This window comes from Kineosporiaceae bacterium (assembly GCA_016713225.1).
Classification (GTDB): domain Bacteria; phylum Actinomycetota; class Actinomycetes; order Actinomycetales; family Kineosporiaceae; genus JADJPO01.
Genome location: JADJPO010000006.1, coordinates 100,536 through 124,986 on the forward strand (window position 1 = coordinate 100,536; position 24,451 = coordinate 124,986).

Sequence of the window (24,451 nt, forward strand, 5' to 3'; positions counted from 1 at the left end):
CGACCGGAACGCCGGCCCGGCGAGCGTGAGGCGAGTGCGCACGTGACAGATCGGTGACAGGTGGCTGGCAGGGCCTTCTCGCACGCTCATCGGGTTCACCCGACTCGATCGTGAGGTCACCCATGTTCGACGCACTCACGCACCTGGCACTTCGGCGGGCGCGGACCGTTCTGTTGTTCACCCTGCTCGCCACCGTGCTGGCCGGCGTTCTCGGGGCCGGCGCTCTCGACCGGCTGCGTGCCGGCGGCTTCGACGACCCGGACGCCGAGTCGGCCCGGGCGGTGCAGGTTCTCGAGCGCGACCTCGGTCAGCCCGCGGCCAACCTGGTGCTGCTCGTCACCGCACCCGCCGATCAGCGGGTCGACACCCCCGAGGTCGTCCGCGCCGGGCTGGACGTCGCCCGCCGCCTCGATGCCGAACCCGACGTCCGGGTGCTCGTCAGCTATTGGCAGGCACCCGCCGCCGCGGCCGAGGCCCTGCGCAGCCGGGATTCGCGCTCGGCCCTCGTGGTCGCCCACCTGGAGGGTGACGAGGACGCCATCGGCGACCGAATCGCCGAGCTGCAACCGGCGTTCAGCACCTCGGTCGGTCCCCAAGGGTCCACCGGCGTCGGCGTGCAGATCCGCACCGGCGGCTTCGCCCAGTCGATCACCGACATCACCGGCCAGGTGCGCAGGGACTTCGCGCGCGCCGAGGCGATCGCCGTACCGCTGACCTTGATCCTGCTGGTGCTCACCTTCGGCTCGGTGCTGGTCGGACTGCTGCCGTTGATGATCGGGGTGGTCTCGATGGTCGGCACCCTGGCCGTGTTGCGGCTGCTCACCGGCGTCACCGACGTCAGCATCTTCTCGCTCAACCTCACCCTGGCGCTCGGGCTCGGCCTGGGTATCGACTACGCCCTGCTCATCGTCAACCGGTTCCGCGAGCAACTGCACCACGGGGACGACGTCGAGTCGGCCTTGCGCACCACGCTGCACTCCGCCGGCCGCACCGTGCTCTACTCGGCGGCCACGGTCACTGCGGCACTGGCCGCCCTGTTGGTGTTCCCGATGTACTTCCTGCGCTCGTTCGCCTACGCCGGGATCGCCGTGGTGACCCTCACGGCGCTCGCCGCGGTCGCCGTGCTGCCGTCGGCGTTGCGGCTGCTCGGTCACCGGGCCGCGCGGCGCCGGTTCGGCCGCCCCACGACGGCCCGCTCGGTGTTCTGGGAGCGGCTGGCCCGGGTGGTCACCCGCCGTCCGGTGCTGACCGGCGTCCCGGCGGTGGCCCTGCTGGCCCTGCTCGCCGTGCCCATGGGCTCGGTGGCCTTCGGCCTGCCGGACGACCGGACGGTGCCGGCCGAGCTCTCGCAGGCCCGCCGGGTCGGTGACGTGTTGCGGGGGCAGTTCACCAGTCGCGAGAACGACGCCGTGGTGATCGCCTTGCCGTCCACGCCACCGCAGGCCACGGCCTCCTACGCCGCCGGCCTCTCACGGTTGGATCACGTGAGTCGGGTGGACGCGCCGTCCGGCACCTTCGTGGCCGGCGCCCGGGTCGGCCCAGGTCGCGCGGACCTGGGCGCCACCACGGCGTCGGGGCGCCTCGCCTCGGCGGTTCGCGTGGTGCCGGACGCCGAGGTCTACAGCCAGACGGCGCAACAGGTGGTGCACCAGATCCGTGCCCTGCCCGCACCGGGCGAGCGGCTGGTCGGCGGCCCCACCGCCCGGCTGGTCGACGTCAACGCGACCATCGGCGCCCGGTTGCCGTTCGTGGGGCTGCTGATGATGCTGAGCAGCTTCGTGGTGATCTTCCTGTTCACCGGCTCGGTGGTGTTGCCGCTGAAGGCCCTGGTCACCACGATGCTCGGCATCGGAGCGGTGCTCGGCGCCATGGTGTGGATGTTCCAACAGGGCCACGGCGCCGACCTGTTCGGCTTCACCGCCACCCCGCTGTCGGTCTCGATCCCGCCGCTGATGTTCTGCCTGGCGTTCGGCCTCTCGATGGACTACGAGGTCTTCCTGCTCGGCCGGATCAGTGAATACCACCGCGCCGGCCTGGACACCTCGGCGGCCGTGATCGCCGGGACCGCGCACACCGGGCGCATCGTGACCGCCGCCGCGGCCCTGATGTCGGTGACCTTCCTGGCGTTCGCGACCAGCTCGGTCAGCTTCATCCAGATGCTCGGATTGGGCTGCGCGTTCGCGGTGCTGCTGGACGCCACGGTGATCCGCGGCGTCCTGGTGCCGGCCGCGATGCGGCTGGCCGGGCGAGCGAACTGGTGGGCGCCGTCGGTGGTGCGCCGGTTGCACGACCGGGTAGGCCTGGCCGAGCCGGCCATGGCTCCCACGTCGACTCTCAGGCCGACTCTCACGTCGACTCTCACGTCCGCTGCAGCGCCGGCTTCCGGCGTTGCCGGCCTGGCCGAGCCCGGGGTCGCCCCGGGTCGAGGTGCTCACCAACGGGAACCCGATCGGGTCGCGGCGATGACCGCCCACGAGGGGTGCGCGTCCCCCGAGAGCCTGCAGCAGGGTGAGGTGGGGTCGGTGCGCCCGCTGAGCGCCCCGGCGCGCACCATGACGGCGATCCAGGTCCGCGCCCACGGCGGGCCGGACATCTTGACCGAGGTGCGATTGCCGGTACCGCCCCCGGGGCCGGGTGAGGTGCTGGTGCGCAACGCCTGGATCGGGGTCAACTACGTCGACCTGCAGCATCGCGCAGGAGAGGCCTTCCCCGTGACGTTGCCACTGGTACCCGGCACCGAGGCGAGCGGGGTGGTCGAGGCGGTCGGGGCCGGCGTCCATCCCGGGTTGCGCGGCCGTCCGGTGGTGCACCTGGGCCACCTGGCGGGGGTCTACGCCGAGTACACGGCGGTGCCGGTCGAGTACGTGAGCGTGGTGCCGGACGACATCCCGCTGGACGTCGCAGCGGCCGTCGCGATGGCCGGCACCACCGCGCATGTCCTGGTGCGGATGGCCTCCTGGGTGATCGCGCGCACCATCGTGGTCCACGGCGCGGCCGGGTCGGTCGGTGGGGCGGTGGTGCAGCTCGCCGCGGCCGAGGGGGCTCGGGTCATCGCCATCACCTCGACCCGGGCCAAGGCCGCCGTCGCCCGGGCGCTGGGGGCCCACGACGTGATCATCAGTGGCGTCGTCCCCGGCCCGGCTCAGCTGGCGCACCTGACGGCCGAGGTGCGTCGGCTCACCGGAACCGGCGCGGACATGGTGTTCGACGCCACCGGCGCACGCACCTTCGAGGCGAGCCTGGACATGCTCGCCACGGGCGGCACCCTGATGCTCTACGGCGCGATCACCGGGCATCCTCGGCCCCTGTCACCGCAGAGTCTGTCGGGACTCACCGCCCCCGCGGGGCGAGGCGGCCGATCAGGGTCGCTCGGGGTGAGGTGGGTGGCCGCCTCGGACTACCTCGCCGGCTCGGCCCGCGGCCAGGTGATGGCCCAGGTGCTGGACGACGTCCGGGGCGGTCGGCTGTCGGCTCGGGTGGTCGAGCGCTACCCGCTGGTCGAGGCAGCCGCCGCACACCGCGCCCTGGCCGGGCGTCGGCTCACCGGCAAGGTGCTGTTGCGCGCCTCGTCATGGGCCGGTGCCGGCGGACTCGGGGTGCCGCCGGGTGGCCTGGGTGATCTCGGGTAGCGGTGTGGGTAGGCCGCACACCACCGGGCGTGCTGTCATGAACGGGTGCAGATCGGGGTGCTGGGGCCACTGCTGGTGCAGCGGGACGGCGCGCCGGTGACGCCCCGGGGGCAGCGACCTCGCGACGTCCTGGCGGTGCTGCTGCAGCGGCGTGGCCAGAGCGTGCCCCCCGAGACCATCCTCGACCTGGTCTGGGGTTCGGGGGACTCGGGCGCCACGTTGTCGGTGGCCGCGGTGCACACCGTGATCGCCCGGTTGCGCCGCAGCCTGGGGGTCGACGTGGTCGAGACCCATGACATCGGCTACCGGCTCACCGGTGCGGCGACCACGGACGCCGAGGCGTTCGCCGACCGGGTGCGACGCGCCCGCGGCGTCCCCGCGGCCGAGGCGGTGCCGCTCTATCGCGAGGCGTTGGCCCTGTGGCGCGGTACGCCGGCCTATGCCGGGGTCAGTGTCGACCTGGTGCTGTCCGAACGGGTGCGCCTGGACGAATTACGGTCGGCGGCGATCGAGGACCTGGCCGCTGCGCTGCTGGATCCGTCCGGTCCGGCCGATCCGCATCATGGCGCCGAGGCGGCCGCCGAAGAGGCATGGGAGCTGGCGGCCGAGGCGAGTCGGCAGAACCCGCTGCGCGAGCGGCCGCATGCGCTGGCGATGGTCGCCGCGTACCGATTGGGCCGGCAGGCCGAGGCACTCGAGGTCTACCGCAGGCTACGGGTTCGGCTGCGCGAGGACCTGGGCATCGATCCGAGCCCGGCGCTGGCGACGGTGCACGCGCAGGTCCTGGCGCAGGATCCTGCCCTGGCGGCCGGGTCCCCCCGGCAGCCGTCGGCCGATGGCCACCACCCGGTCGAGGCGATCGTGGAGCGGTCGCCGGCCCGGGTTCTCGCCCGGTGCGTGCCGGTGCCGAGCAACCCCACCATCGGTCGCCAGGGCGAGGTCGAGGCGGTACTCGAGGCGTTGCGCCAGGGCCACCGGATGGTGACCGTGCTGGGTCCCGGGGGCGTGGGCAAGTCGCGGTTGCTTGCGGAGGTGGGCGCGGCGCTGCTCGCCTCACACGAGGTGGCCTACCTGGACGTGTCCGGGGCGGACGGATTGAGTCCCGCCGATCTCGCCGAGGCCTCGGCGATGGCGTTCGGGGTGGCGATCGCCGGGCAGGATCCGGTGACAGCGGTCGCGAGCATGCTGGCCTCCTCCGACCTGGTGATCCTGATCGACGAGGCGGAGTGGTCGGTCGGTTCGGTGGCCGCGCTGGGGCGGCGGCTGCTGGACGACTGCCCCGGGCTGCGGTTCGTGGTCACCTCACGGGTGCCGCTGGAGATCGTCGGAGAGCGCCGCGTCGTCCTGGGGCCGCTCGCCTGCCCCGCGCCGGAGGCGACGGTGGCCGAGATCGAGCAGGCGCCCGCCGTCCGGCTGTTGCGGGATCGGCTCGCCGACGAGGCCGCGGGCCTGCCGACGACGCCGGCCGATCACGAGGCGCTCGCTCGGATCGTGCGCCGGGTGGACGGGCTGCCGCTGGCCCTCGAACTCGTGGCCGGGCATGCCGCCACCCACACCCTGGCCGAGTTGGTGGAGATGATCGAGGCGCCACTCGACGTGCGCGCGGATGACCGCGACCGGACGCCACGGCACCGGTCGTTGCGTGAGACGTTGGCGTGGAGCATCGATCGGCTGGACCCGGTGCAGCAGCAGGTGTTGCGCCGGCTCGCGGTGTTCGTCGGACCGTTCGACCTGGCCGCGGCGCGGGCGGTGGTCGGGCCGTTGCCGGGCGGTGCGGACCCGGACGTCGTGCTGCGCCGGCTGATCCGGGAGGGACACGTCGCCGCCGATCGCCGCGGAACCGTGCTGCGGGCCCGGCTGCTGCGCACCGTGCGCGATCTGACGCTGGAGGAGCTGGCCGCCGCCGGCGACCTCGACGCCACCCGGCGCCGTCACCGCGAGTGGTTCGCGGCCCGGTGGCGCTCGGCGCCGCTGCACGACGACCTGGTGGACGACGTCCGGGCCGGGTACGACGACTACCTCGAGGCGCTGCGCCAGGCCATGGCTGCCGGGGACGCCGCCGGGACCTCCGATCTGACGATCACCTTGGGGCGGTGGTGGCTGTTCACCGAGTCGATGTCAGCCGGGGCGCGGTGGACCGGCGCGGTGTTGGAGTCGGGGCTGTTGGACGGGCTGTCCGGTGGTGTCCCGCGCGCCCGGGTGCTCGTGTTGCACGGCGCCATGCTGCAGCAGGTCCCCGGGGCGCCGGCCGCCGAGGTGCTCGCCGAGGCGGTCAGCGTGCTCGCAGCCGCCGGGGACGACGAGTGGCTGGCCCAGGCCCTCACGGCGCAGGCGGTGGGGCAGTACGTCGCCGGGGAGTTCGACCGGGCCGCCCTCACCTCGTCCAGCCTGGTGGACCTGGCTCGGCGTCGTGCGCCGGGGCAGCTGCCGGAGGCTTTGTCGACCTTGGCGGCGGCTTGTGCTGCGAGCGGGCAGGTCGACCGGGCGAACCAGGCCGCCCGAGAGGCCTGGCACCTGGTGCGCGCCGACACGACGGCCACCCATGCCGTCGCCGTCGTGGGCAAGATCGCCCTGGCGCACATCGAATCCGGTGAGGCCCGACAGGCCCTGACGGTTCTCGAGGACGCCATCGCGCGGGCCCATCGGGTGCTGCGGACGCCGTCCACGGGGGTACTGGTCATCAACGCGGGGTGGGCGGCGCTGGGCTGTGACCTGCCGAGGGCTGCGGTGGGGTACTTCACGCAGGGGCTCGGTGCGGCCACGGAGCCGGCCACAGCCTGGGCCGCCACCGAGGGCGCGGTGCCGGACGGGCCGGTGCCGGCTCCGGGCGAGGCGAACCTGGGCGCGACCGAGGCGTATCTCGGGGTGGGTTGTGCCCTGGCCGCCCTGGGCGACCCTCGCGCCGAGCCCACCCTTCGGCGAGCCATCGTGCTGACCGAGGACGTGGGCTTGATGCCGTCCCCCTGGCAGCGTGACCGGGTGGAGCGGGCACTGGTGGCCGTGGGGTCGACCGGCCGGACGGCCGTCAGCTAGCTCGCCCGGTCTCGGTCTCCACCAGCCTCGGCCTCCACCAGCATGGCCCGGTTCGCGATGACACACGTGATGACCCCGGAGTATTCGTTCGGCGCCAGCTTCGAGGTGGGGTTGGATCTGGTGCTCGACGGGCTCGCTCGGCTGGGCTGCGACAGCGACGGCACGGGTGAAACTGATGGCACTGATGGCAGGAGGGAGAGCGAGGGATGGTGACGACCCATCGGTACGAGGTGTCGCTGCGGTGGACCGGCAATCAGGGCACCGGCACCAGCAGCTATCGCACCTACAGCCGCGATCACGAGCTGTTTGGTGGCGCGACGGGCGCGATGGTCCATGCGGCTCCGGCGGATCAGGGGGCGGTGGCCAAGCCGGTGATCCTCGGCTCCTCCGACCCGGCTTTTCGTGGTGACCCCGCGCGCTGGAACCCCGAGGAGTTGCTCGTCGCCTCGCTCGCCCAGTGCCACATGCTCTGGTACCTGCACTTGGTCACCACGGTCGGTGTCGTGGTGACCGACTACGTCGACGCGCCGTTCGGGGTGATGGTCGAAGATGGTTCGGGCGCAGGCCATTTCGAGCGGGTCGTGCTGCGTCCGACGGTCACGGTGGCCGAGGCGTCGATGATCGAAGCGGCCCGGGCGGCTCACCATCGGGTGGGTGAGTTCTGCTTCATCGCCCGCTCGGTGAACTTCCCGGTCGACCACGAGCCCACGGTGCGTTCGACGTCCTGAGTCCCGCCCGCTCCTGGTGGTTCCTCCCCGAGGTCGAGGGTGAGTTGGTCGCCGAGGTGGGTGGCGAGGTGGTGGGCGGTGTGTTCGTCGTCGTGGAGGGTGTTGCGGACGGGTCGTTGGTGGGGGTCGATCCAGGGTGGGGGGATGACCCAGGGCACGCCGTTGATCATGGTGATGGTCCAGATCCCGGCGTGGATGCCGGTGTGGTCGCGCTCGCAGACCGTGGCCATTGCGTCGACGTGGTGGGTGTGCTCAACGCGTGGATCACGGTGCGGACGGTCAGCCCGTCGGCGGGGGAGAGCGCGAATCGTCCGACGAGCATGCCGTTGGCGTCGGTGCCCAGGTGCAGGTACCGCTTCTCGTGGGCCTTGGGGTCGAAGCCCTTGTCGGGGTTGAGTGCTTCTTCCAGTTGGGTGCACAGGCGCCGGAACACGTGCGGGGCGTGCGTGCGGGCCATCTCGGCCAGGAACTCGTCGTCCCGGCGATCCCGGCGATCCCGGCGATCCCGTCGGGGTCGATGTGGGTCAGCACGTCCTGGTCGATCCGGTTCAGGCAGCCGATGGTGTGGTCGACGTGGCGGCGGGAGATGTCCCCGGCGGCGAGTGCGGCCCCGATCTCGGGTAGCCCCGAGGTGGCGGCGCTGTCCAGTGGGTCCGTTCCGGTGTCCACGCCCACTCCGGCGCCGTCGGGGTCCAGGGCGCGGGCGGCGGCGACGTCGTGGGCGGCCTGACCGGGGTCCAGGCGTAGGGCGTGGACCAGGAACGTGGCGGCGACCTTGCCGGCGGTGCAGGTCGGCATCGCCTGGGGCCGGTCGTCCAGGGCACGGACCAGGTGCAAGGTGGCGGCCTCGACCTGGTTGACGACTCGATACGTGGCGATGAGCGCGGTGCGCAGTTCGTCGTCCGACAGGGTCGGTGTCGGTGCGGTCTGCAGCTCGCGGCGCTGCGTCGACACGGCGTCCAAGACCGTGGTGACCGGCGAGGCCGGGGTGCCGGGCAGGCCACTGTTCCCGACGGCGGCCCCGCCGTCCGGGTGGGGTGTCTGCTCCGGTTCCATGGATCGAACAGTAGGGGCGACCACCGACAACCAAGCCGCCTGAACACCTCATGAAAGCCATTGCAGCAGAACGATTCTTGTGAAGGAACTCACTGTCACAGAGCGCCCGCTACGGCACTTCACCCACTGGGGACCGCTGCGCTTGCCCAGCCGCTCCGGCAGGATGGCTGCCATGGCCTCGGTCACGATCAAGGGAGTCCTCGTCCACGACGGACTCGTGCTGCTGGGTCGCAACCCGCGCCACGAGTGGGAGCTGCTGGGGGGCCAACCTGACGCGGCGGACACCTCGGTCGCCGACACCCTGGTCCGGGAGTTTCGCGAGGAGTCGGGTCTTGTCGTCGCGGTCGGTCGACTCGTGCTGGCCGATCTGTTCGAGGTGATCCCCGGCCGTCGCGTCGTGGTGGTCGCCTTCTCGGTGGTCGTGGTGACCTCACCTGAGCCGACGTCGGTCGAGCCCGGCGGCCCCGAGCCGCATCACGCGACGGAACACCATCACGCGCCCGAACACTCGGCCCTGCGGTGGTTTCCCCTCGTTGAGCTGCCCAAGGCATTGCCCGAGATCTACCGCCGCGCGATCGACGCCGCGATCTGACGCCAACACCCATCCGTCTGTATACAGCTCAGAGCAGCCCGGCGTCGTGGACCCGGATCGCGATCTGCACCCGGTTGGTGACATCCCATCGCGTCAACAGGTGCGTCACGTGTGACTTGACCGTGGCCACCGACAGGTACAACTCCGCGGCGATCTCGGCATTCGACTTGCCCTGACCGATCGCCAGCGCCACCTGACGTTCCCGCTCGCTCAGGCCCGCCAGGTCGGCCCGGGCCGCAGCACGTCGCGGGTCGGCGTCCGCCGCCGCGACCAGGCTCATCATCTGGCGTGTCACGGACGGCGAGAGCATGGGTTCACCCGCCACCACCCGGTGCACGGCGCTCAGCAGCCGCTCGGGCGAGGTGTGCTTGAGCAGAAACCCACTCGCCCCGGCACGGATCGCCGCCCTCACCAACTCGTCGGCATCGAACGTCGTCAGCACGATCACCTGGGTCCGGACGTCGTCCGGCCCGCTGGGCATCGCCATGATCCGCGCCGTGGCCTCGATCCCGTCGAGCACCGGCATCCGGATGTCCATCAGCGCCACGTCCGGTCGCCGCGAGCGGACGGCGTCCACGGCCTGCGCGCCGTCCGCGGCCTCGCCGATCACCTCGATCAGCGGATCGGCGCCCAGCATCATGCGCAGCGCCGACCGCACCAGCGGGTCGTCGTCCACGATCAGCACCCGCACCCTGGCGGTCGCCTCACTCACCGTCGGCGACCCCCTTCCACGGCAGCCACACCTGCACGCGATGGCCACCGCCGCCATCGGATCCGTGCTCCATCGTGCCGCCCAGGGCCTCGACCCGTTCGGTGATGCCCAGCAACCCGAACCCCGATCCGGTCGGGCCGGGCTGTCCGGCCGGCGAACGCGTGTGCGGTGGCTGAGTGGTCACCTCGACGGCCAGCCCGCGGCGTGGGGTGCCGGTCACCTGCACCCGGACGGCGCTGCCCGGCGCGTGCTTGCGGGCATTCGTCAGACATTCCTGCAGGATCCGGTAGACGTGCCGCCCCAGCCGGCCCGGGATGTCGGGCCGCGGGTTGCCGGCGATCTCGACCGGGTTGGTGGTGCGCGCCTCGGCGATCAGCGTATCCAGGTCGTCCAGGGTGGGCTGTGGGTGCTCGACCCGGTGAGCGTCTCCGGCGTCATCCCCGCCACGGAGCACCCCGAGTACCCCCTGCAACTCCTCCATGGCCTCCTGCGCCGTGCGCTGGATCAACCGCGCCTCGGCCTGCACCTGGTCGCCGGTCAGGTCCTCGCGCAGCGCCAACACCCCGGCGTGCATCGACACCAGCGAGATCCGGTGACCCAGGACGTCGTGCATCTCGCGGGCGATCCGGGTTCGCTCACCGGTTCGCACCTGCTCGAGCATCAGTGCCTGTTCACGATCCGCTGCCTCGGCTCGCAGTCGCCACGAGTAGCTCAGCTCACGACGGGCGCCGAGGTACATGCCGAAGGCGACCGAGACGGCCACGATCAGGAGCACCAGCACCAGCTGGACCCAGTACGGCGTGTCGTGGTCGGGATAGACCCGCAGGGAGATCCAACCGGTCACCAGGCCGAGCGTGGCCATGGTCACGATCTCGCGGGATCGGCGCCGCGCAGCGATCGACACCAGGCACAACAGGCTCGCCGGCGCCGCGAGGACCGACACCGTGCTGAGTGCGATGACGCTGACCGCTACCGGCATCGGGAAGCGGCGATGAAGCGCGAGGAGCACCCAGGACGCCGGGCCCAGGAGGAGCAGATCCAGCCACAGCAGCAGGCGCATCCAACCAGCCACCGGAGGGCGTGCGAGCACTGATTCCACGCTGAAGGCGAACAAGATCAGGCCCAGGAGCACGCAGATCACGATCCGCCAGGCGTGACCGAGTCGGCCGAGCGGCGGCTGGCCCGGCGCCTCGAAGGCGATCCGGTCGATGGACGTGATCACACCGACAGACTAGGAGCGGCGGATCGGCCGCGGACACCGCCGGAGGTCGACCTCGGCATCGACTTTGGTCGGACCCGATCTGGCTCACTGCCCGATGCGGTCACCGGTCGCCGGTCCGAGGCTGGATCCATGATCCTCATCGAGAACCTGACCAAGCGCTACGGCGCCTTCACGGCGGTTGACGACATCTCCTTCGAGGCGCGCCCCGGGGTGGTGACCGGGTTCCTCGGCCCCAATGGGGCCGGCAAGTCCACGACGCTGCGCATGATCTGCGGGCTCACGCCGCCGACGTCCGGCTCGGCCACCGTGCTGGGTCGTCCCTACCGCGAGTTGCCCACGCCGTCCGCCGTGGTCGGCACGTTGTTGGACGCCGCCGCGCAACATGCCGGACGGACCGGCCGGGAGGTGCTCACCCTGGCGGTCACGGGCGCGGGCCGCCCGCACGCCCGCGTGGAGGAGTTGCTGGAGGTGGTGGGTCTGAGCCCCGCCGAGTCCCGACGGCGGCTTCGCCACTATTCGCTCGGCATGCGCCAGCGCCTGGGTATCGCTCAGGCCCTGGTCGGAGATCCGCAGGTGCTGCTGCTCGACGAACCCGCCAACGGCCTGGACCCACAAGGGATTCACTGGATGCGCGAGCTGCTGCGCTCGATCGCCGACCGCGGCTGCACGGTGTTGCTGTCGTCGCACCTGCTGCACGAGGTCGAGCTGGTGGCCGACGAACTGGTCGTCATCGGGCGGGGTCGCATCGTGGCCCAGGGATCGAAGGCATCCTTGTTGCAGGCCGTAGGCAGCACCGTGACCGCGCTGGACCCCGACCGGTTGGACGCCGTCCTGCGCGCGGCGGGCTACGTCGTCCGCTCGCGCAGCGGAGCCACGTTGACCGTCGATGCGTACGGCGAGCAGATCGGCCGCGCGGCCGCCTCCGCCGGGGTGGTGGTCACCGAGCTGCGGCCCGCGAACGGGGCCGGACTGGAACAACTCTTCCTGGAGTTGACCTCGGACAGCGATCGGTCGAGCGGGCGCTCGACCACGACGGTGGGGGTGGCGGCATGAGCGTCATGACGGCAACGGCGGCGGGACGACGAGAGCTGCCGATCTCGGGACGATCCGGCATTCCGTTCACCCGGCTGCTGCGGTTGGAGGCGCGCAAGCTGATCGACACCCGGTCGGGGCGCTGGCTGATGATCACCATTGCCCTGCTCACCGCGGGACTGCTCGCCGCCGTGATCACGTTCAGTGAGAGCCGGGAGGAGCTGACCTTCGGCTCGTTGATCGGGGCCACCACCCTGGTGCAGGCGGTGCTCTACCCGGTGATGGGCATCCTGGCCATGACCGCGGAGTTCTCGCAGCGCACCGGCTTGGTGACCTTCACGGTCGAGCCACGCCGGACTCGCGTGGTCGCGGCCAAACTGGTGGCGGCCTCTGGCTGGGCCGTGGTCGGCCTCGCCCTCGCGGTGGGGTTCGCGGCCCTCGGACACCTGCTGGCCGTGCAGTTCCGCGACGTCCCGGCCCAGTGGCACGCCGAGAACGACGTGCTGGCCGGACTCGTTCTGCTGCAGGTGCTCTCGGTGGTGCAGGGGGTGGCCTTCGGGCTGCTGTTCAGCAGCCCGGCCCTCGCCATCGTGGCCTTCTTCGGCCTGCCGACGGTGTGGACCATTCTCGGCTCGGTGATCGGGCGGTTAGACCGCTACGCCACCTGGCTCGACCTGGTTCGGGCGTCCGGCCCGGTCGGCGAGGGGCACATGAGTGGCCAGGCCTGGGCGCACCTGGCCACGGCGTCGACGGTGTGGGTGCTGATGCCGCTGGTCATCGGGTCGTGGTGGCTCACCCGTCGCGAGATCAGCTGACGGCCGTGAAGCAGATTCTCGAGGTTGCCGGAGGGCTGCTGGTCCTGCAGGCGATCGTCGGCCTGGTGCACCTGTGGATCGGTTGGTTCCGGTGGATCGCCATCGTGCGCTACCTCGACCTGGCCACTGCCACGGAGGTGATGTTGAGCCTCGGCTTCGCGGTCGTCGGGGGAGTGCTGGCGGTCCTGGCTGATCGAGTGAACGCGCCTGGCTAGAGCCTGCGGTGGATCATGGCCTGCACCCCGTCCAGCAGCAATGCCAGCCCACGAGCGAACTCGTCCTCGAAGAAGTCCTCGTCATGGTCATTGTCCTGCAGGGCCTCCTGCGCGGCCGCCCACAGCGCGGGCAACCGCTCCGGGTCCACCAGGGTCGCCAGGTTGACGGCGTACGAGACAGCCGCGGCATCGTCCTTCCGCGGGCCGATCAACTGGAACTGGAGGCTTTGCCGGACGTGCTGAGCTGCCCATGCATCCACCGCGAGCAGCGATGAGAAACGCTCTGCGGCCGTGAGCGGCGTCGTCGCCAGGCAGGCCAGACCGGCGTCCGTCCAGGCCAGCATGTTGGGGGTCAGTGGCGGCGACCCAGGACTGATCTGCAGCATCCACGGATGTGCCAATCGATGTGTGGCCATGTCCCGCGCCCACGTGGTCAGCGCAGACCGCCAGCTCTGGCCGACGTCCGGCTGCGGGGGCGGGCCGGCCGCGACGTCGAGCATGACCGCGAACAGCTCGTCCTTGCTGTCCAGATAGCGGTACAGCGACATGGTGGTGAAGCCGATCGCCTCGGCCACGCTCTTCATGGTCACCGCTTCGAGCCCGGCGGCATCGGCCAGTTCGACGGCGGCTCGGCCGATCTCGGTGATGGTGCGGGTCGGGCGGGGTCCGCGGCGTCCCGCCGGTTCGCGGCCCCACATCAAGTGCAGGTAGCGCGGCAGCTCGGACACGCCCGGATTCTAGTCGCCAACTGCTTGTGGGATACGCAGATGCCTGCCTATTATCTGTCTGCAACGCAGACTGTATATAACGCATGCAGAAATGAGACCCTGATGGTTCATTCAGTTCCCGTGCCCCTGCGGCTGAACGCGGTGTCACGACGGTTCGGCGTCGGTCCGGCGGCGACAACCGCTCTGGCCGACGTGGATCTGACGCTCCAGCACGGCAGCTTCACCGCGATCATGGGTCCGTCGGGCTCGGGCAAGACCACCCTGCTCAACGTGGTCGCGGGCCTCGATCAGCCCACGTCCGGCGGCGTTCAGGTGGCCGGGGTGGACATGGCCACATCGAGCCAGACCGAGCGGGCACGGGCACGACGCGACCACCTGGGCGTCGTGTTCCAGGAGCCGTTGCTGATCCCCTACCTTTCGGCGGCGCAGAACGTCGCGCTGCCGCGGTTGCTCGCCGGTGCACGGCCCGATCCCGAGCGGATCCGCGGTCTGCTGGACCGCGTGGGTCTGGCGGACCGGGCGGATGCGCTGCCCGAACACCTGTCCGGTGGTCAGCAGCAGCGAGTCGGGATCGCGCGTGCCCTCATGATCGATCCGATCCTGGTGCTCGCCGACGAGCCCACCGGTGCGCTCGATTCGGCCAATGGACACACTGTGCTGACCATCCTGCGGTCGCTCGTCGCGGACTCGGGGCGGACCGTGTTGATGGTGACGCACGATCCTCAGGCGGCCGCGTGCGCTGACCGCGTGCTGTTCCTGTTCGACGGTCGGTTGGTGGACGATCTGGAGGGATCAGGGCCGTCCGAGATCGCCGCACGGCTGGCAGCCCTCGCCGCCGAGTCCGCCGTCGCGTCATGAACGGCTGGACGGTGGCCGCTCGCTCGATCACCCATCGGGTACGGAGCATGATCGCCACCGCATTGGCCATCCTCGGCACCACCCTGGTCATCGGATGCTTCGCAGGGCTGGCAGCAACCGGACTCCGCGACGGCGTACCCGACGAGAGTCGCGAACTCCTGCTGATCATGGGTCTGGTGATGGGCGCGTGGGGCGCGATACTCGGTCTGTTCGCCCTCACGTCCACCTTTTCGTTGGCGGTCCGACGTCGCGGTGAGGAGGTCCACCGACTGCGCTCGATCGGTGCCACCCCGGCGCAGGTGCGAGGTCTGATCCGTCGTGAGGCATTCATGGTCGGGTTGGGCGCGGCCCTCGTCGGCGGGATGCTGGCTGGTCCGCTCGGTCGCGCAGTCCTCCGACTCATGCGAGACGGCGGCATCATCGCCCCGCACGTGGGTTACGCCGGAGGCGGGTTCGCTCTCGGTGTCACGGTGGTGGTGATCCCCACGCTCAGCGCGGCCGCTGCACACCTCGCCGCGTGGCGACTCACCACCGGCACTGTCCGTTCGGTACGCGCTGAATCCCTCGCTCCGCCAGGAATCTCGCGCTGGCGGGTGCTCGCGGGCGTGGTGTTGGTGACGAGTGGCCTCGGTGCCTCCGCGATCACGCTGTCGATCACCCGTCACAGCAACGACCCGTATGCGGCGATGGCCACCAGCGGCAATGCCGGCCTGCTCGTTGCGGTGGGGCTCACGGCGTTCGCGCCGCGGATCCTGATCGTGATGGGGCGCCGGCTGTCCCCGGCGGCCCATCGTCTGGGATCGGCGGGGCAGCTCGCGGTCCACACGCTCACACGGCGTGGAGCTGTGCTGGGGCCGGTGTTCGGCGCGGCCGTGACCTTCGCCGCTGCCACCGTGGGGGTGCTGATGATGACCGGGATCGATCGGCGTACGTTCGTCCTGCCGCCCGGAGAGAGCCAGGCCACCACCGACACCATCAACCTGCTGAACGGCACCATCCTCGTGCTCATCGCGGGCTTCTGCCTGCTGGTTCTGATCAACGTCCTGCTCGCGGTGATCGACGAGCGCCGGCCCGAGTACCTCCGGCTCGGCATCATCGGGGCGACGCGGAACCAGATCTGCTCGCCCGTCGCTTACGAAACCGTGACCGTCACGATCGCCGGCGGCCTGCTCGGCGTATTCGCCTCGTCCGCCACGGTGGTGCCGTTCTCGGTCGCCCGGCAGGAGGGAGTGGTTCCGGATGCCCAGTTGTGGCTTGCCCCGCTGGTCGTGGTGGGACTCGGGATCGTCACCACTGCTGTCGGTGTCCTGGCTACCCGCCGCGAGATCAGCTGACGGGCTTCGTGGAGTTGTCCACCGACTACGGTGGCCAACTCGACGAAGCCTCAGACGATGTTGTGTTCGGGGCGCGCGGTGCCGGCACCGAACCGGTCGGCCGAGAACGGTGCCACGTCGAGGAACGGCTCGCGGCCCAGGTAGAGGTCGCGCACCACCTCACCGACCGCCGGCCCCTGCAGGAACCCGTGGCCGGAAAACCCTGTGGCATAGAGGAATCGCGACAACCCGGCCACCTCGCCGATCATCGCGTTGTGATCGGGGGAGTCCTCGTACAACCCCGACCAGCCGTGGGCCATGCCGACGTCCAACAGTGCCGGCGCCCGGTGTTCCATCGTCTCGGTCAGGTCGGGCAGCCAGTCGTCCGACATACCCATCTTGAAGCCGGGTTCCTCACCGGTGTACGACATCCCGAGCAGGATGCTCGGCCGCGACGCCGGCCCCTCGGGGTGCAGGTAGAACGTGGTCGCCGCGTCGATGGTCATCGGCATGTCCCGCGGCACCAACGCCTGCACCGCCGCAGGCAACGGCTCGGTGACGATGATCTGGCGGCGCAACGGGGTGATCGGCAGCTCCACCCCGGCCATCTCGCCCACCACCCCCGCCCACGGTCCGGCGCAGTTGATCACCGTCGAGCACGCCACGTCGCCGGCCGAGGTCTGCACGCCACGGATCTCGTCGCCATCCCGCTCGATGCCGGTGACCTCGACCCCGGTCACCACCGTCGCCCCGTGCCGGCGCGCGCCCGCGGCGTACCCCTGCACCACCGACTCCGGCGTGCAGTACCCGTCCCGGGAATGGAACGCGGCGGCCAGCACGTCGTCCATGGTCACGATCGGCGACAGCGTCGCGGCCTCGGCCGCGGTCAGCATCCGCGACGGCACACCCAGGGAGTTCTGCAGGGCCACCGACGCCTCGTACACCGCGACGTCCTCGGGCGTGGTCAGCAAGAACAGGTAGCCCACCTGCCGCAGGTCGATCTCGCCGCCCGGCCGCTCGGCGAACTGCTCGAATGCCTCCAGGCTGCGCGCGCCCAGTTGGATGTTCAGCGCGTCCGAGAACTGGGCTCGCACCCCACCGGCGGCCTTGGACGTCGACCCGCTCGCCAGCGCGTCGCGCTCCAGCAGCAGGACGTCGCGCACCCCCGCCTCGGCGAGGTGGAAGGCGATGCTGGCGCCCATCACGCCACCACCGATCACCACCACCTCGGCCCGCGACGGGATCGGCTCGCTCGGCGTCCGGGGCAGGCTCAGCGCGCTCACGGCGGCCAACCTAGCGGGCGGCCCGGCGCGGCGTGTGGGCCATCGGTCGACGTTCAGCCCGTCAGCAGGTCGGCGAAGTCCTGCTCGACGATCGACCGGTCCTCGGCGTCCGCGATCGGGACGGCGCGCGCTGCTGCTGCCGACTGCCGCGCCTCGTCGAGTCGGCCGAGTGCCTCCAGGGCACGGGTCCGGATCTCGTGGGCGTACGCCAGATCGAAGTCGCCCAGCTCGTGGGCCTGGCAGATCGCCAGACAGTGATCGGCCGTGACCATCGCCCGCGCCCCCTGCCCGGTCGCCAGCAGCGCCTTGGCGATCATGTAGGACGCCCGGGCCTCGTGTTCCGGCCCGGCCCCGCTCGCTCGCTGCCAGTGATAGGCGGAGGAGTAGGCGGTGCGCAGCAGGTCCTCGTCGTCCTCGGCGGTGCGATCGGTGGCGCCCAGCAGGCCCCAGACGGCGTTGTTCGCCTCGATCCCCTGGCGTCGATGCCAGTCGCCGGTCGGGTCGGCGGCCGACTCCTCGCGCGGGGAGCTCTCGCGCTGTGGCCGGGGCAGGGGCTCACCGGTTTCGAGCAGGGTCTTCATACTGTCGAGGATCCAGACCCAGCCGTCCTTCACCGTGGCCCAGGTGAGTGGGCTGCCAGCGAGGTCGCCGTGCACCAGCCGCACCCGAGTGAGCCGCTCGCCCACGTGCTCGACGGTCCACTCCACCCGGCTGGGGGGCTCGGCCGCCATCGCCGCGTCGTAGAGCACGTGCCAGGTCTGGACGAACCGGCCCGGTCGCTCACCCTCGGGCGGCGTGAGCTCTTCCACCATCCCGTCGACGGCGCCTGAGCCGTCGGGCATCACGGTGCGGTACGGCTGGCCGGCCTCCGGCGGGGCGACGAACTGGGTGGAGTGGAAGTACTGCCGGGTCCACTCGCTGTCGGTGATCGCCTGCCAGACCCGGGCGGCATCCGCGGCGATGTAGACCTGGTAGACGTGGGCGGTGATCCCCATCAGCTGTGCTCCTGACGCTCGACGTGCTGTTGCAGGCCCACCAGGGCCGAGGTGAACCGGGCGGCGTACTTGCCGATCCAGCGGTTGGCGATCTGCTCGATCGGCACCGGGTTCAGATACAGGGCACGAGTGCGCCCGGATCGGACACCGACCACGAGGTTCGCCTCCTCGAGCACGGCCAGGTGTTTCATCACCCCGAACCGGCTCATGGACTCGGCGAAGCGCTCGGCGAGCTCGCCCACCGTTTGCCCGTCCCGCTCGAAGAGCAGGTCGAGGATCTCTCGGCGGGTGGGGTCGGCCAGGGCACGGAACACCTCGTCCATGCATTGAAATTAGGTGACCAAATTGTCACATGTCAAGAGTCCATCGCCGAGCCACGGGTCCACGACAGACAAGGTGGAGGGTTCGGCACCGTCTGCGTGCCCAAACCCTCCACCTTGTCCGCGAACCAGCCGGCGATCAGCCGGCACATCTCAGCCGATCGCGGCGAGTGCGCCGTCGTAGTCGGGCTCCTGGCCGATCTCGGGCACCTGCTCGGTGTACGCCACCGAGCCGTCGGGGGCCACGACCACGACGGCGCGTGAGAGCAGCCCGGCCATCGGACCGTCGGTGATCGTGACGCCGTACTCGGAGCCGAAGTCACTGCGGAAGGCCGAGGCCGATTCGACGTTCTCGATGCCCTCGGCGCCGCAGAACCGGGACTGGGCGAACGGCAGGTCGAGCGAGACGTTGAGTACGGTGACGCCGTCGAGACCTGCGGCGCGCTGGTTGAACGCGCGAACGCTGGCCGCACATACCCCGGTGTCGATGCTCGGGAAGATGTTCAGTACCAGGGTGCGGCCCGCGAAGACGGACGAGGCGACCTCGACCAGGGTGGTTCCGACGAGGGAGAAGGCCGGGGCCGGGCTGCCGACCGCAGGCAGCTCTCCGATGGTGTGAATGGGGGTACCGCGCAAGGTGATCTCAGCCATGGGCAGATCCTGACAGATCGAGTGGTCGCGGATGCTCAGGGTGGTCGGGCAGGAATCGGGACTATCGGCACTCACCCCCCGCCCACTACCTTCGGGCGAGGCCCCACCTCATCCTTTTGGAGCCCGCGGGAGGGCCGACCCGGAGGAGGACGCCATGGCGCAGTCCCTGTCGCAGCAATTCGCGCGGCGCAAGCCGATCGTGTTCACCAAGCACCAGCACCCCGGGGAGGAGCTGGCCCGTAACCTGACCGCCTTCCAGCTCACCATGTTCGGGGTTGGTGCCACGGTCGGTACCGGCATCTTCTTCGTGCTCAGCGAATCGGTGCCCGAAGCCGGCCCGGCGGTCCTGGTCAGCTTCGTCGTCGCCGGCATCGCCGCGGGCCTGTCCGCGTTGTGTTATGCGGAACTGGCCAGCGCCATCCCCGTCAGCGGATCGACCTACTCCTACGCCTACCACGCCATGGGTGAGCTCGTGGCGGTGGTCATCGCCGGCTGCGTGCTGCTGGAGTACGGCGTCGCCACCGGTGCCGTCGCGGTGGGGTGGAGCGGCTACTTCAACGCGCTGCTGGACTCGCTGTTCGGCTGGCAACTGCCCCAGGCACTGTCGGTCTCGCCCATCCCGGGTCCTGATGACATCGGAGCCACCGGCGGCCTGGTCAACCTGCCCGCCGTCGTCCTGGTGCTCCTGTGCATGCTGTTGCTGATCCGCGGCGCCTCGGAATCGGCGAAGATCAACACCATCATGGTGTTGGTCAAGTTGGCCGTCCTGGTGCTGTTCGTGGGGATCGCGGTCACTGCGTTCGAGGCCGACCACTTCGAGAACTTCTGGCAGTCCGGCGTCGCCGGGGTGAGCGCCGCTGCCGGCACCATCTTCTTCTCCTTCATCGGGTTGGATGCCGTGGCCACGGCGGGGGAGGAGGTCGAGAACCCACAACGTGCCCTACCCCGGGCGATCATCGGAGCGCTGATCATCGTCTCGACCGTCTACGTCGCGGTCGCCGCAGCGGGGCTGGCAGCCAAGCCGGCCGGGTGGTTCTCCACCGAGCCGGCCCAGGACGCGGGCCTGGCCCAGATCCTGGACGATGTCACCGGCACCCCGATCTGGGGGGCGGTGTTGGCCGCCGGGGCGGTGATCTCGATCTTCTCGGTCACCCTGGTCACCCTGTACGGGCAGACCCGGATCCTGTTCGCCATCAGTCGGGACGGCATGATCTCGAAGCGGTTCCTGAAGGTGGACCCGCGCACCCAATCGCCGACCTACAACATCGTCGTGGTATCGATCGTCATCGCTTTGATCGGCGGGTTCGTGCCCTCGGACTACCTGTGGGACACCGTCTCGATCGGCACCCTGGTGGCGTTCTCGGCCGTGGCGATCGGGGTGATGGTGCTGCGCCGGACCCACCCCGATCTGGAACGGCCCTACCGCATCCCCGGCTACCCCGTCACCCCGATCCTGACGGTCGCGTTCTGCCTCTACATCCTCTGGGGGCTGAACGCGATCACCTGGGTGATCTTCCTGATCTGGATCGCGGCCGTGGTCGCCTTCTACCTCGCCTACGGGCGGCGGCGCGCGACGCTCAACCATTACGTCGACGAGGAGGAGATCGCCGAACCGATGGGCCGGCGTCGCCGGCCGGAGGATGACGAGCGATGACGTACATCGTCGCCTTCAGTCCGCACCGTGACGATCACGCGGCCATCGACCTCGCCTGCCAACTCGCACGCTCGGACTCCGACCGGGTACGCGCGGTCACGGTGGTGCCGCCCGGCTGGCCGACCGCGGTTGCCGGGCACACCGACCGGGAATTCGAGCAGTGGGCTGCCGGCGAGGGCGAAGCCTGCGCGGCCGAAGCGATCGAGCTGCTCGCTCGGCACGGCGACGTGCCCAGCGAGGCGGCGTGGTTGGCCGGCCGGTCGGTTCCGGCCACGTTGATCGAGGACGCCGAGCGGGTCGATGCCGCCCTGATCGTGGTCGGCTCGGGCGACGAGGCGCGGTGGGGCGAGGTGGCGATGACGTCGAAGACGGCGCGGCTGCTGCATTCCTCGCCAGTGGCGGTGGCGATCGCCCCGCGCGGATACCGGGCCGGGCCGGACGCTGTGGTGCGGCGCGCCACGGTGGCGTTCCGGGGCGACGAGCAGACCCGGGAGCTGCTGGAGCGAGCCGCGGACATCTGCGGCCGGGTCGGTGCGGCGCTCCGGATCGTCACCTTCGCCGTGCGCGGCCGGACCATGTATCCGCCCGAGATCAGCGGCGCCGAGGACATGGTCCTGCAGGAGTGGCGCGCGCAGGCCGAAGGCCAGCAGGCGGAGGCGGTCTCTGCCTTGGTGGACAACGGATTTCCCGCGGATCGCCTGAGCGCCGTGATCGCGGTGGGCCGATCCTGGGACCGAGCTGTCGACTCCCTCGACTGGGGGCACGACGAGGTCCTGGTGGTCGGCTCGTCCTCGACCCACCGGTTGACCCACGTGTTCCTGGGTTCGAGTGCCTCGAAGATCGTCCGGCACTCCCCGGTGCCGGTGATCGCCGTCCCCTGAACCGGCCCGCGTCGTGGCTCAGATCCGGAAGTCCATGTCGGCCGGGGGGATCTCGATGTCCATCTGGGCTTTCTGCAGCTTGCCGCTGAAGTCCCAGTTCATCGACTGCCAGCGGGTGAACTGGTCCAGCACCCAGATTCCGGACTGGCGAGAGCCGTTGCCGCTCTTGCCGTTTCCGCCGAAGGGCAGGTGCGCCTCGGCGCCCGAGGTCGAGTTGTTGACGCTGACCATGCCGGCCCCGATGCCGATGCGGTAGCGGAACGCCTCGGTCGGGTCGGTGGTGTAGATGGACGACGAGAGTCCGTAGCCCGGGGCATTGGCCATGGCGAGCGCCTGGTCGAAGTCGTCGTAGGTGGCGATGCCGACCAGCGGACCGAAGGTCTCGGTGCGGAACAACTCGTCCTCCGGCTCGACGCCGTCCACGATCACCGGGTGGTAGTACAGCCCGGACTCCCACAGTGTGGTGTCGCCCACGAAGCCCGCACGCGGGTTGTCGGCCGTGATGCGCCCGACCCCGGTGGAGCCGAGAACCGTGTGCTGCGAACCGATCCAGGCCAGGTAGTCCTCGTAGCGCTCGGCGAAGCGCGGCGCGAGCAGCGGGCCCATCACCACCGCGGCGTCCTTCTCGCCGCCCGGCTCGCCCACCGGCATCGTCCGCACCGCGGCGTCGAAGCGGCGCGCGAACTCGTCGTGCACCGAGGAGTGCACGATCACGGTGCCGAGCGAGGTGCAGCGCTGCCCCGCCGTCCCGAAGCCGCTGAACAACGCGCCCTCGACGGCCAGGTCCAGGTCGGCGGACGGCGTGATCACCATCGGGTTCTTGCCACCGAGCTCGAGGCAGGGCGACTGCAGGTGCCGCCCGCAGAGTGCGCCGATCGCCCGGCCGATCTCGGTCGATCCGGTGAAGCCGACCTTGTTCACCACCCCGGCCTCGAGTGCGGCCTCCAGCCCGGCGGACGTCGCGGCACCGTCCGCGTGGACGACGGTGAGCAGACCCTCGGGCAGGCCGCCGGCGATGAAGATGCGGGCCATGGCGTCGGCGCAGGCCGCGGCGTACTCGGCGGGCTTCCACACCACGGCGTTGCCGGCCAGCAGCGCGGGCACCAGGTACCAGCTCGGCACGGCCATCGGGAAGTTGCCGGCCGTGATCACCATGGCGGTGCCCACCGGCACCCGGAAGGTGAACAGCTGCTTGTCGGGCATCTCGCTGGGCACGGTCTGGCCGTAGAGGCGCCGGCCCTCGCCGAGGAAGAAGTCGCAGGTGTCGACGACCTCCTGCACCTCGCCTCGCGCCTCGGCGATGGGCTTGCCGACCTCGCGGGTGATCAGCTGCGACAGCGCCTCGAAGTTCGCCTCGACCAGCCGTCCGATCGCCGCGATCACGCGGCCGCGGATCGGTGCCGGGACGGCGGCCCAGGCCCGCTGCGCCTCGGTTCCGGCGCGAGCGGCGGCGACCAGGGTGTCGGCGCCGGCCAGGTCGACCCGGGCGACGACGTCCGAGGTGTTCGCCGGGTTGATCGAGTCGACGGTGGCGACCGTGGGAGCCGCGGCGCCGGGGACGAGGGAGCTGAGCATCTGCATGGCGAAACGGTACCCGCGACGGGGGTGGGGTACCTGGCAACATCCGGTGATCCGATGACTGATGCCGACGCGGGGCACCCTTGTCGCCATCTCCATCGATTCATGTACCATTTGGTACATGACGAAGACGATCGAGGTGCGCCGGACGGCGTCCGCTGCACCGAATGCTGTGTGGCGGGTGCTGAGTGACCTGGACGCCTGGCCCCAGTGGCTGCCCACGGTCGATCGGGTGGCCCGCGGCGCGGCCGGTGTCGGTCCGGGGCCGGACGCCGTGTACCGGGTCGAGCAGCCCGAGCTGCCGCCGACCGACTGGACCGTGACCGACTGGCAACCCGGGACGGCGTTCAGTTGGCGTTCGCGTCGCCCGGGTGTGGTGAGCATCGCCGACCACGTGATCAGACCGCTGGACGACGGCGGCAGCGAGATCACGCTGCGGATGACCTTCGACGGTCCGCTCGCCTGGCTGGCCCATCGGCTCTATCAGGGAATGACCCGCAGCTATCTGCAGACCGAGGCCGAGGCGCTGGCCACCCGGGCGGGTGCCGAGGCGGGTGCCGGGGCAGCGGACGCCGAGTGACCGACGTCCCCACTGCCTCACCTGGCCCGCGAGAGGCGTTGCTGGCCAAGGCGATTGCCTGGTTCGCGGAGCACGGAGTAGGCGACACCAGCCTGCGCACCCTGGCCACCGCGCTGGGTACCAGCCATCGCATGCTGATCTACCACTTCGGTTCTCGCGAAGGCCTTCTGGGCGCAGTGGTCGAGGCCGTCGAACGGGGCGAGCGGGCGGTGATGGCCGAGTTCCTCGCGGCCCATGCCGACCCGTACGAGGCCGGCGCGGCGTTCTGGACCCACGTCGCCGATCGCGCGCAGATCTTCGCCCCGCTGTTCTTCGAGCTGTCCGGCACGGCGATGCAGGGCAAGCCCTATGCCGCCTCGCTGCGGCACTGGCTGGCCACCGGCTGGGTCGACGAGCTCGCCGACGGATTCCGGCGCAGTGGGGTCGGTGACGAGCAGGCCGTACGCCTGGCTCGGTTGTCCCTCGGGACGGCGCGTGGCCTGCTGTTCGAGCTCGCCGCCACCGGTGACCGAGCCGCGGCCGACGCCGCGATGGCCGAGTTCACCGCCATGGTGCGGGCCACGTCCGGCTGAGCCC

Annotated in this window: 23 protein-coding genes; 14 read left to right on the forward strand and 9 right to left on the reverse strand. The window is 70.7% G+C overall.

Annotation, left to right across the window (positions count from 1 at the left end; translation table 11 throughout):
- Positions 1 to 122: 122 nt before the first annotated feature.
- Genes IPK24_20855 through IPK24_20870 form a run of 4 tightly spaced genes read left to right on the forward strand, consistent with a single transcriptional unit; the run spans position 123 to position 7,390 of the window.
- Entirely contained in the window at positions 123 to 3,629 is a 3,507-nt protein-coding gene (locus IPK24_20855; protein MBK8077938.1) for an MMPL family transporter, read from the forward strand.
- Positions 3,630 to 3,674: 45 nt separating this feature from the next.
- Entirely contained in the window at positions 3,675 to 6,662 is a 2,988-nt protein-coding gene (locus tag IPK24_20860) for a winged helix-turn-helix domain-containing protein (protein MBK8077939.1), read from the forward strand.
- Positions 6,663 to 6,704: 42 nt separating this feature from the next.
- On the forward strand, positions 6,705 to 6,875 hold the full coding sequence (locus IPK24_20865; protein MBK8077940.1) for a hypothetical protein: 171 nt from the start codon (positions 6,705 to 6,707) through the stop codon (positions 6,873 to 6,875).
- Positions 6,869 to 7,390, forward strand: coding sequence for an OsmC family protein (locus IPK24_20870; GenBank protein ID MBK8077941.1), 522 nt, complete (start codon positions 6,869 to 6,871; stop codon positions 7,388 to 7,390). The genes IPK24_20865 and IPK24_20870 overlap by 7 nt, the downstream gene beginning before the upstream one ends.
- A gap of 279 nt (positions 7,391 to 7,669) precedes the next feature.
- Here IPK24_20870 and IPK24_20875 read toward each other — a convergent pair whose 3' ends face one another.
- Entirely contained in the window at positions 7,670 to 8,446 is a 777-nt protein-coding gene (locus IPK24_20875; GenBank protein MBK8077942.1) for a DUF222 domain-containing protein, read from the reverse strand.
- Between the two features lie 172 nt (positions 8,447 to 8,618).
- On the opposite strand from IPK24_20875, the gene IPK24_20880 reads away from it, so the two are divergent.
- The gene (locus tag IPK24_20880) at positions 8,619 to 9,038 is read left to right on the forward strand and encodes an NUDIX hydrolase (protein MBK8077943.1); all 420 of its coding nucleotides are present in this window, start codon (positions 8,619 to 8,621) and stop codon (positions 9,036 to 9,038) included.
- 28 nt (positions 9,039 to 9,066) lie between these two features.
- Here IPK24_20880 and IPK24_20885 read toward each other — a convergent pair whose 3' ends face one another.
- Both IPK24_20885 and IPK24_20890 read right to left on the reverse strand, forming a co-directional pair.
- On the reverse strand, positions 9,067 to 9,807 hold the full coding sequence (locus IPK24_20885; protein ID MBK8077944.1) for a response regulator transcription factor: 741 nt from the start codon (positions 9,805 to 9,807) through the stop codon (positions 9,067 to 9,069).
- Entirely contained in the window at positions 9,743 to 10,972 is a 1,230-nt protein-coding gene (locus IPK24_20890; GenBank protein ID MBK8077945.1) for a sensor histidine kinase, read from the reverse strand. The genes IPK24_20885 and IPK24_20890 overlap by 65 nt, the downstream gene beginning before the upstream one ends.
- Positions 10,973 to 11,101: 129 nt before the next feature.
- Between IPK24_20890 and IPK24_20895 the strand changes: the two genes are divergently transcribed.
- From IPK24_20895 to IPK24_20905, 3 genes are read left to right on the forward strand one after another with little or no spacing between them, the layout of a single operon-like run.
- Entirely contained in the window at positions 11,102 to 12,025 is a 924-nt protein-coding gene (locus IPK24_20895) for an ATP-binding cassette domain-containing protein (protein MBK8077946.1), read from the forward strand.
- The gene (locus IPK24_20900) at positions 12,022 to 12,819 is read left to right on the forward strand and encodes an ABC transporter permease (protein MBK8077947.1); all 798 of its coding nucleotides are present in this window, start codon (positions 12,022 to 12,024) and stop codon (positions 12,817 to 12,819) included. Before IPK24_20895 ends, IPK24_20900 begins: the two co-directional genes overlap by 4 nt.
- 5 nt (positions 12,820 to 12,824) lie before the next feature.
- Positions 12,825 to 13,034: a hypothetical protein gene (locus IPK24_20905; GenBank protein ID MBK8077948.1), complete on the forward strand. Its 210-nt coding sequence runs from the start codon at positions 12,825 to 12,827 to the stop codon at positions 13,032 to 13,034.
- Here IPK24_20905 and IPK24_20910 read toward each other — a convergent pair.
- Positions 13,031 to 13,762 carry a TetR/AcrR family transcriptional regulator C-terminal domain-containing protein gene (locus IPK24_20910; protein ID MBK8077949.1) on the reverse strand — a complete coding sequence of 244 codons (732 nt, stop codon included), beginning with the start codon at positions 13,760 to 13,762 and terminating at the stop codon, positions 13,031 to 13,033. The genes IPK24_20905 and IPK24_20910 overlap by 4 nt on opposite strands.
- Before the next feature lie 102 nt (positions 13,763 to 13,864).
- On the opposite strand from IPK24_20910, the gene IPK24_20915 reads away from it, so the two are divergent.
- Together IPK24_20915 and IPK24_20920 are read left to right on the forward strand one after the other, a co-directional pair.
- The gene (locus IPK24_20915) at positions 13,865 to 14,620 is read left to right on the forward strand and encodes an ABC transporter ATP-binding protein (GenBank protein ID MBK8077950.1); all 756 of its coding nucleotides are present in this window, start codon (positions 13,865 to 13,867) and stop codon (positions 14,618 to 14,620) included.
- Positions 14,617 to 15,954 (forward strand): ABC transporter permease, encoded by a 1,338-nt coding sequence (locus IPK24_20920; GenBank protein MBK8077951.1) that lies wholly within the window; start codon positions 14,617 to 14,619, stop codon positions 15,952 to 15,954. Before IPK24_20915 ends, IPK24_20920 begins: the two co-directional genes overlap by 4 nt.
- A gap of 50 nt (positions 15,955 to 16,004) precedes the next feature.
- Here IPK24_20920 and IPK24_20925 read toward each other — a convergent pair whose 3' ends face one another.
- The 4 genes from IPK24_20925 to tpx all read right to left on the reverse strand — a co-directional run bounded on the left by IPK24_20925 (position 16,005) and on the right by tpx (position 19,182).
- Positions 16,005 to 17,177 (reverse strand): FAD-binding oxidoreductase, encoded by a 1,173-nt coding sequence (locus IPK24_20925; protein ID MBK8077952.1) that lies wholly within the window; start codon positions 17,175 to 17,177, stop codon positions 16,005 to 16,007.
- A 92-nt stretch (positions 17,178 to 17,269) separates the two neighbouring features.
- Positions 17,270 to 18,211 carry an SRPBCC domain-containing protein gene (locus IPK24_20930; GenBank protein ID MBK8077953.1) on the reverse strand — a complete coding sequence of 314 codons (942 nt, stop codon included), beginning with the start codon at positions 18,209 to 18,211 and terminating at the stop codon, positions 17,270 to 17,272.
- The gene (locus tag IPK24_20935) at positions 18,211 to 18,534 is read right to left on the reverse strand and encodes a helix-turn-helix transcriptional regulator (GenBank protein ID MBK8077954.1); all 324 of its coding nucleotides are present in this window, start codon (positions 18,532 to 18,534) and stop codon (positions 18,211 to 18,213) included. The genes IPK24_20930 and IPK24_20935 overlap by 1 nt, the downstream gene beginning before the upstream one ends.
- Positions 18,535 to 18,684: 150 nt before the next feature.
- Positions 18,685 to 19,182, reverse strand: a complete 498-nt coding sequence (gene tpx, locus IPK24_20940) for a thiol peroxidase (GenBank protein MBK8077955.1) — start codon at positions 19,180 to 19,182, stop codon at positions 18,685 to 18,687.
- Between the two features lie 154 nt (positions 19,183 to 19,336).
- Between tpx and IPK24_20945 the strand changes: the two genes are divergently transcribed.
- Positions 19,337 to 20,836, forward strand: a complete 1,500-nt coding sequence (locus IPK24_20945) for an amino acid permease (protein ID MBK8077956.1) — start codon at positions 19,337 to 19,339, stop codon at positions 20,834 to 20,836.
- The gene (locus IPK24_20950; GenBank protein MBK8077957.1) at positions 20,833 to 21,717 is read left to right on the forward strand and encodes a universal stress protein; all 885 of its coding nucleotides are present in this window, start codon (positions 20,833 to 20,835) and stop codon (positions 21,715 to 21,717) included. The genes IPK24_20945 and IPK24_20950 overlap by 4 nt, the downstream gene beginning before the upstream one ends.
- A gap of 18 nt (positions 21,718 to 21,735) precedes the next feature.
- Here the strand turns inward: IPK24_20950 and IPK24_20955 are convergent, their stop codons facing one another.
- Positions 21,736 to 23,298: an aldehyde dehydrogenase family protein gene (locus tag IPK24_20955; protein MBK8077958.1), complete on the reverse strand. Its 1,563-nt coding sequence runs from the start codon at positions 23,296 to 23,298 to the stop codon at positions 21,736 to 21,738.
- A gap of 118 nt (positions 23,299 to 23,416) precedes the next feature.
- Here IPK24_20955 and IPK24_20960 point away from each other — a divergent pair, with 118 nt between their 5' ends.
- A complete protein-coding gene (locus IPK24_20960) occupies positions 23,417 to 23,875 on the forward strand; it encodes an SRPBCC family protein (protein MBK8077959.1) in 459 nt (152 codons plus the stop codon).
- Complete coding sequence (locus IPK24_20965; protein ID MBK8077960.1) at positions 23,872 to 24,447, forward strand: TetR/AcrR family transcriptional regulator; 576 nt, start codon at positions 23,872 to 23,874, stop codon at positions 24,445 to 24,447. Before IPK24_20960 ends, IPK24_20965 begins: the two co-directional genes overlap by 4 nt.
- The last annotated feature ends 4 nt before the right edge of the window (positions 24,448 to 24,451 follow it).

Bases quoted from the DNA above. Each gene is read 5' to 3' on its own strand.
- IPK24_20855 (MBK8077938.1), top strand. From the start codon at position 123: ATGTTCGACGCACTCACGCACCTGGCACTTCGGCGGGCGCGGACCGTT.
- IPK24_20865 (MBK8077940.1), top strand. From the start codon at position 6,705: ATGGCCCGGTTCGCGATGACACACGTGATGACCCCGGAGTATTCGTTC.
- IPK24_20870 (MBK8077941.1), top strand. From the start codon at position 6,869: ATGGTGACGACCCATCGGTACGAGGTGTCGCTGCGGTGGACCGGCAAT.
- IPK24_20875 (MBK8077942.1), bottom strand. From the start codon at position 8,446: ATGGAACCGGAGCAGACACCCCACCCGGACGGCGGGGCCGCCGTCGGG.
- IPK24_20880 (MBK8077943.1), top strand. From the start codon at position 8,619: ATGGCCTCGGTCACGATCAAGGGAGTCCTCGTCCACGACGGACTCGTG.
- IPK24_20885 (MBK8077944.1), bottom strand. From the start codon at position 9,807: ATGGCGGCGGTGGCCATCGCGTGCAGGTGTGGCTGCCGTGGAAGGGGG.
- IPK24_20895 (MBK8077946.1), top strand. From the start codon at position 11,102: ATGATCCTCATCGAGAACCTGACCAAGCGCTACGGCGCCTTCACGGCG.
- IPK24_20900 (MBK8077947.1), top strand. From the start codon at position 12,022: ATGAGCGTCATGACGGCAACGGCGGCGGGACGACGAGAGCTGCCGATC.
- IPK24_20915 (MBK8077950.1), top strand. From the start codon at position 13,865: ATGGTTCATTCAGTTCCCGTGCCCCTGCGGCTGAACGCGGTGTCACGA.
- IPK24_20920 (MBK8077951.1), top strand. From the start codon at position 14,617: ATGAACGGCTGGACGGTGGCCGCTCGCTCGATCACCCATCGGGTACGG.
- IPK24_20930 (MBK8077953.1), bottom strand. From the start codon at position 18,211: ATGGGGATCACCGCCCACGTCTACCAGGTCTACATCGCCGCGGATGCC.
- IPK24_20935 (MBK8077954.1), bottom strand. From the start codon at position 18,534: ATGGACGAGGTGTTCCGTGCCCTGGCCGACCCCACCCGCCGAGAGATC.
- tpx (MBK8077955.1), bottom strand. From the start codon at position 19,182: ATGGCTGAGATCACCTTGCGCGGTACCCCCATTCACACCATCGGAGAG.
- IPK24_20945 (MBK8077956.1), top strand. From the start codon at position 19,337: ATGGCGCAGTCCCTGTCGCAGCAATTCGCGCGGCGCAAGCCGATCGTG.
- IPK24_20950 (MBK8077957.1), top strand. From the start codon at position 20,833: ATGACGTACATCGTCGCCTTCAGTCCGCACCGTGACGATCACGCGGCC.
- IPK24_20955 (MBK8077958.1), bottom strand. From the start codon at position 23,298: ATGCAGATGCTCAGCTCCCTCGTCCCCGGCGCCGCGGCTCCCACGGTC.
- IPK24_20960 (MBK8077959.1), top strand. From the start codon at position 23,417: ATGACGAAGACGATCGAGGTGCGCCGGACGGCGTCCGCTGCACCGAAT.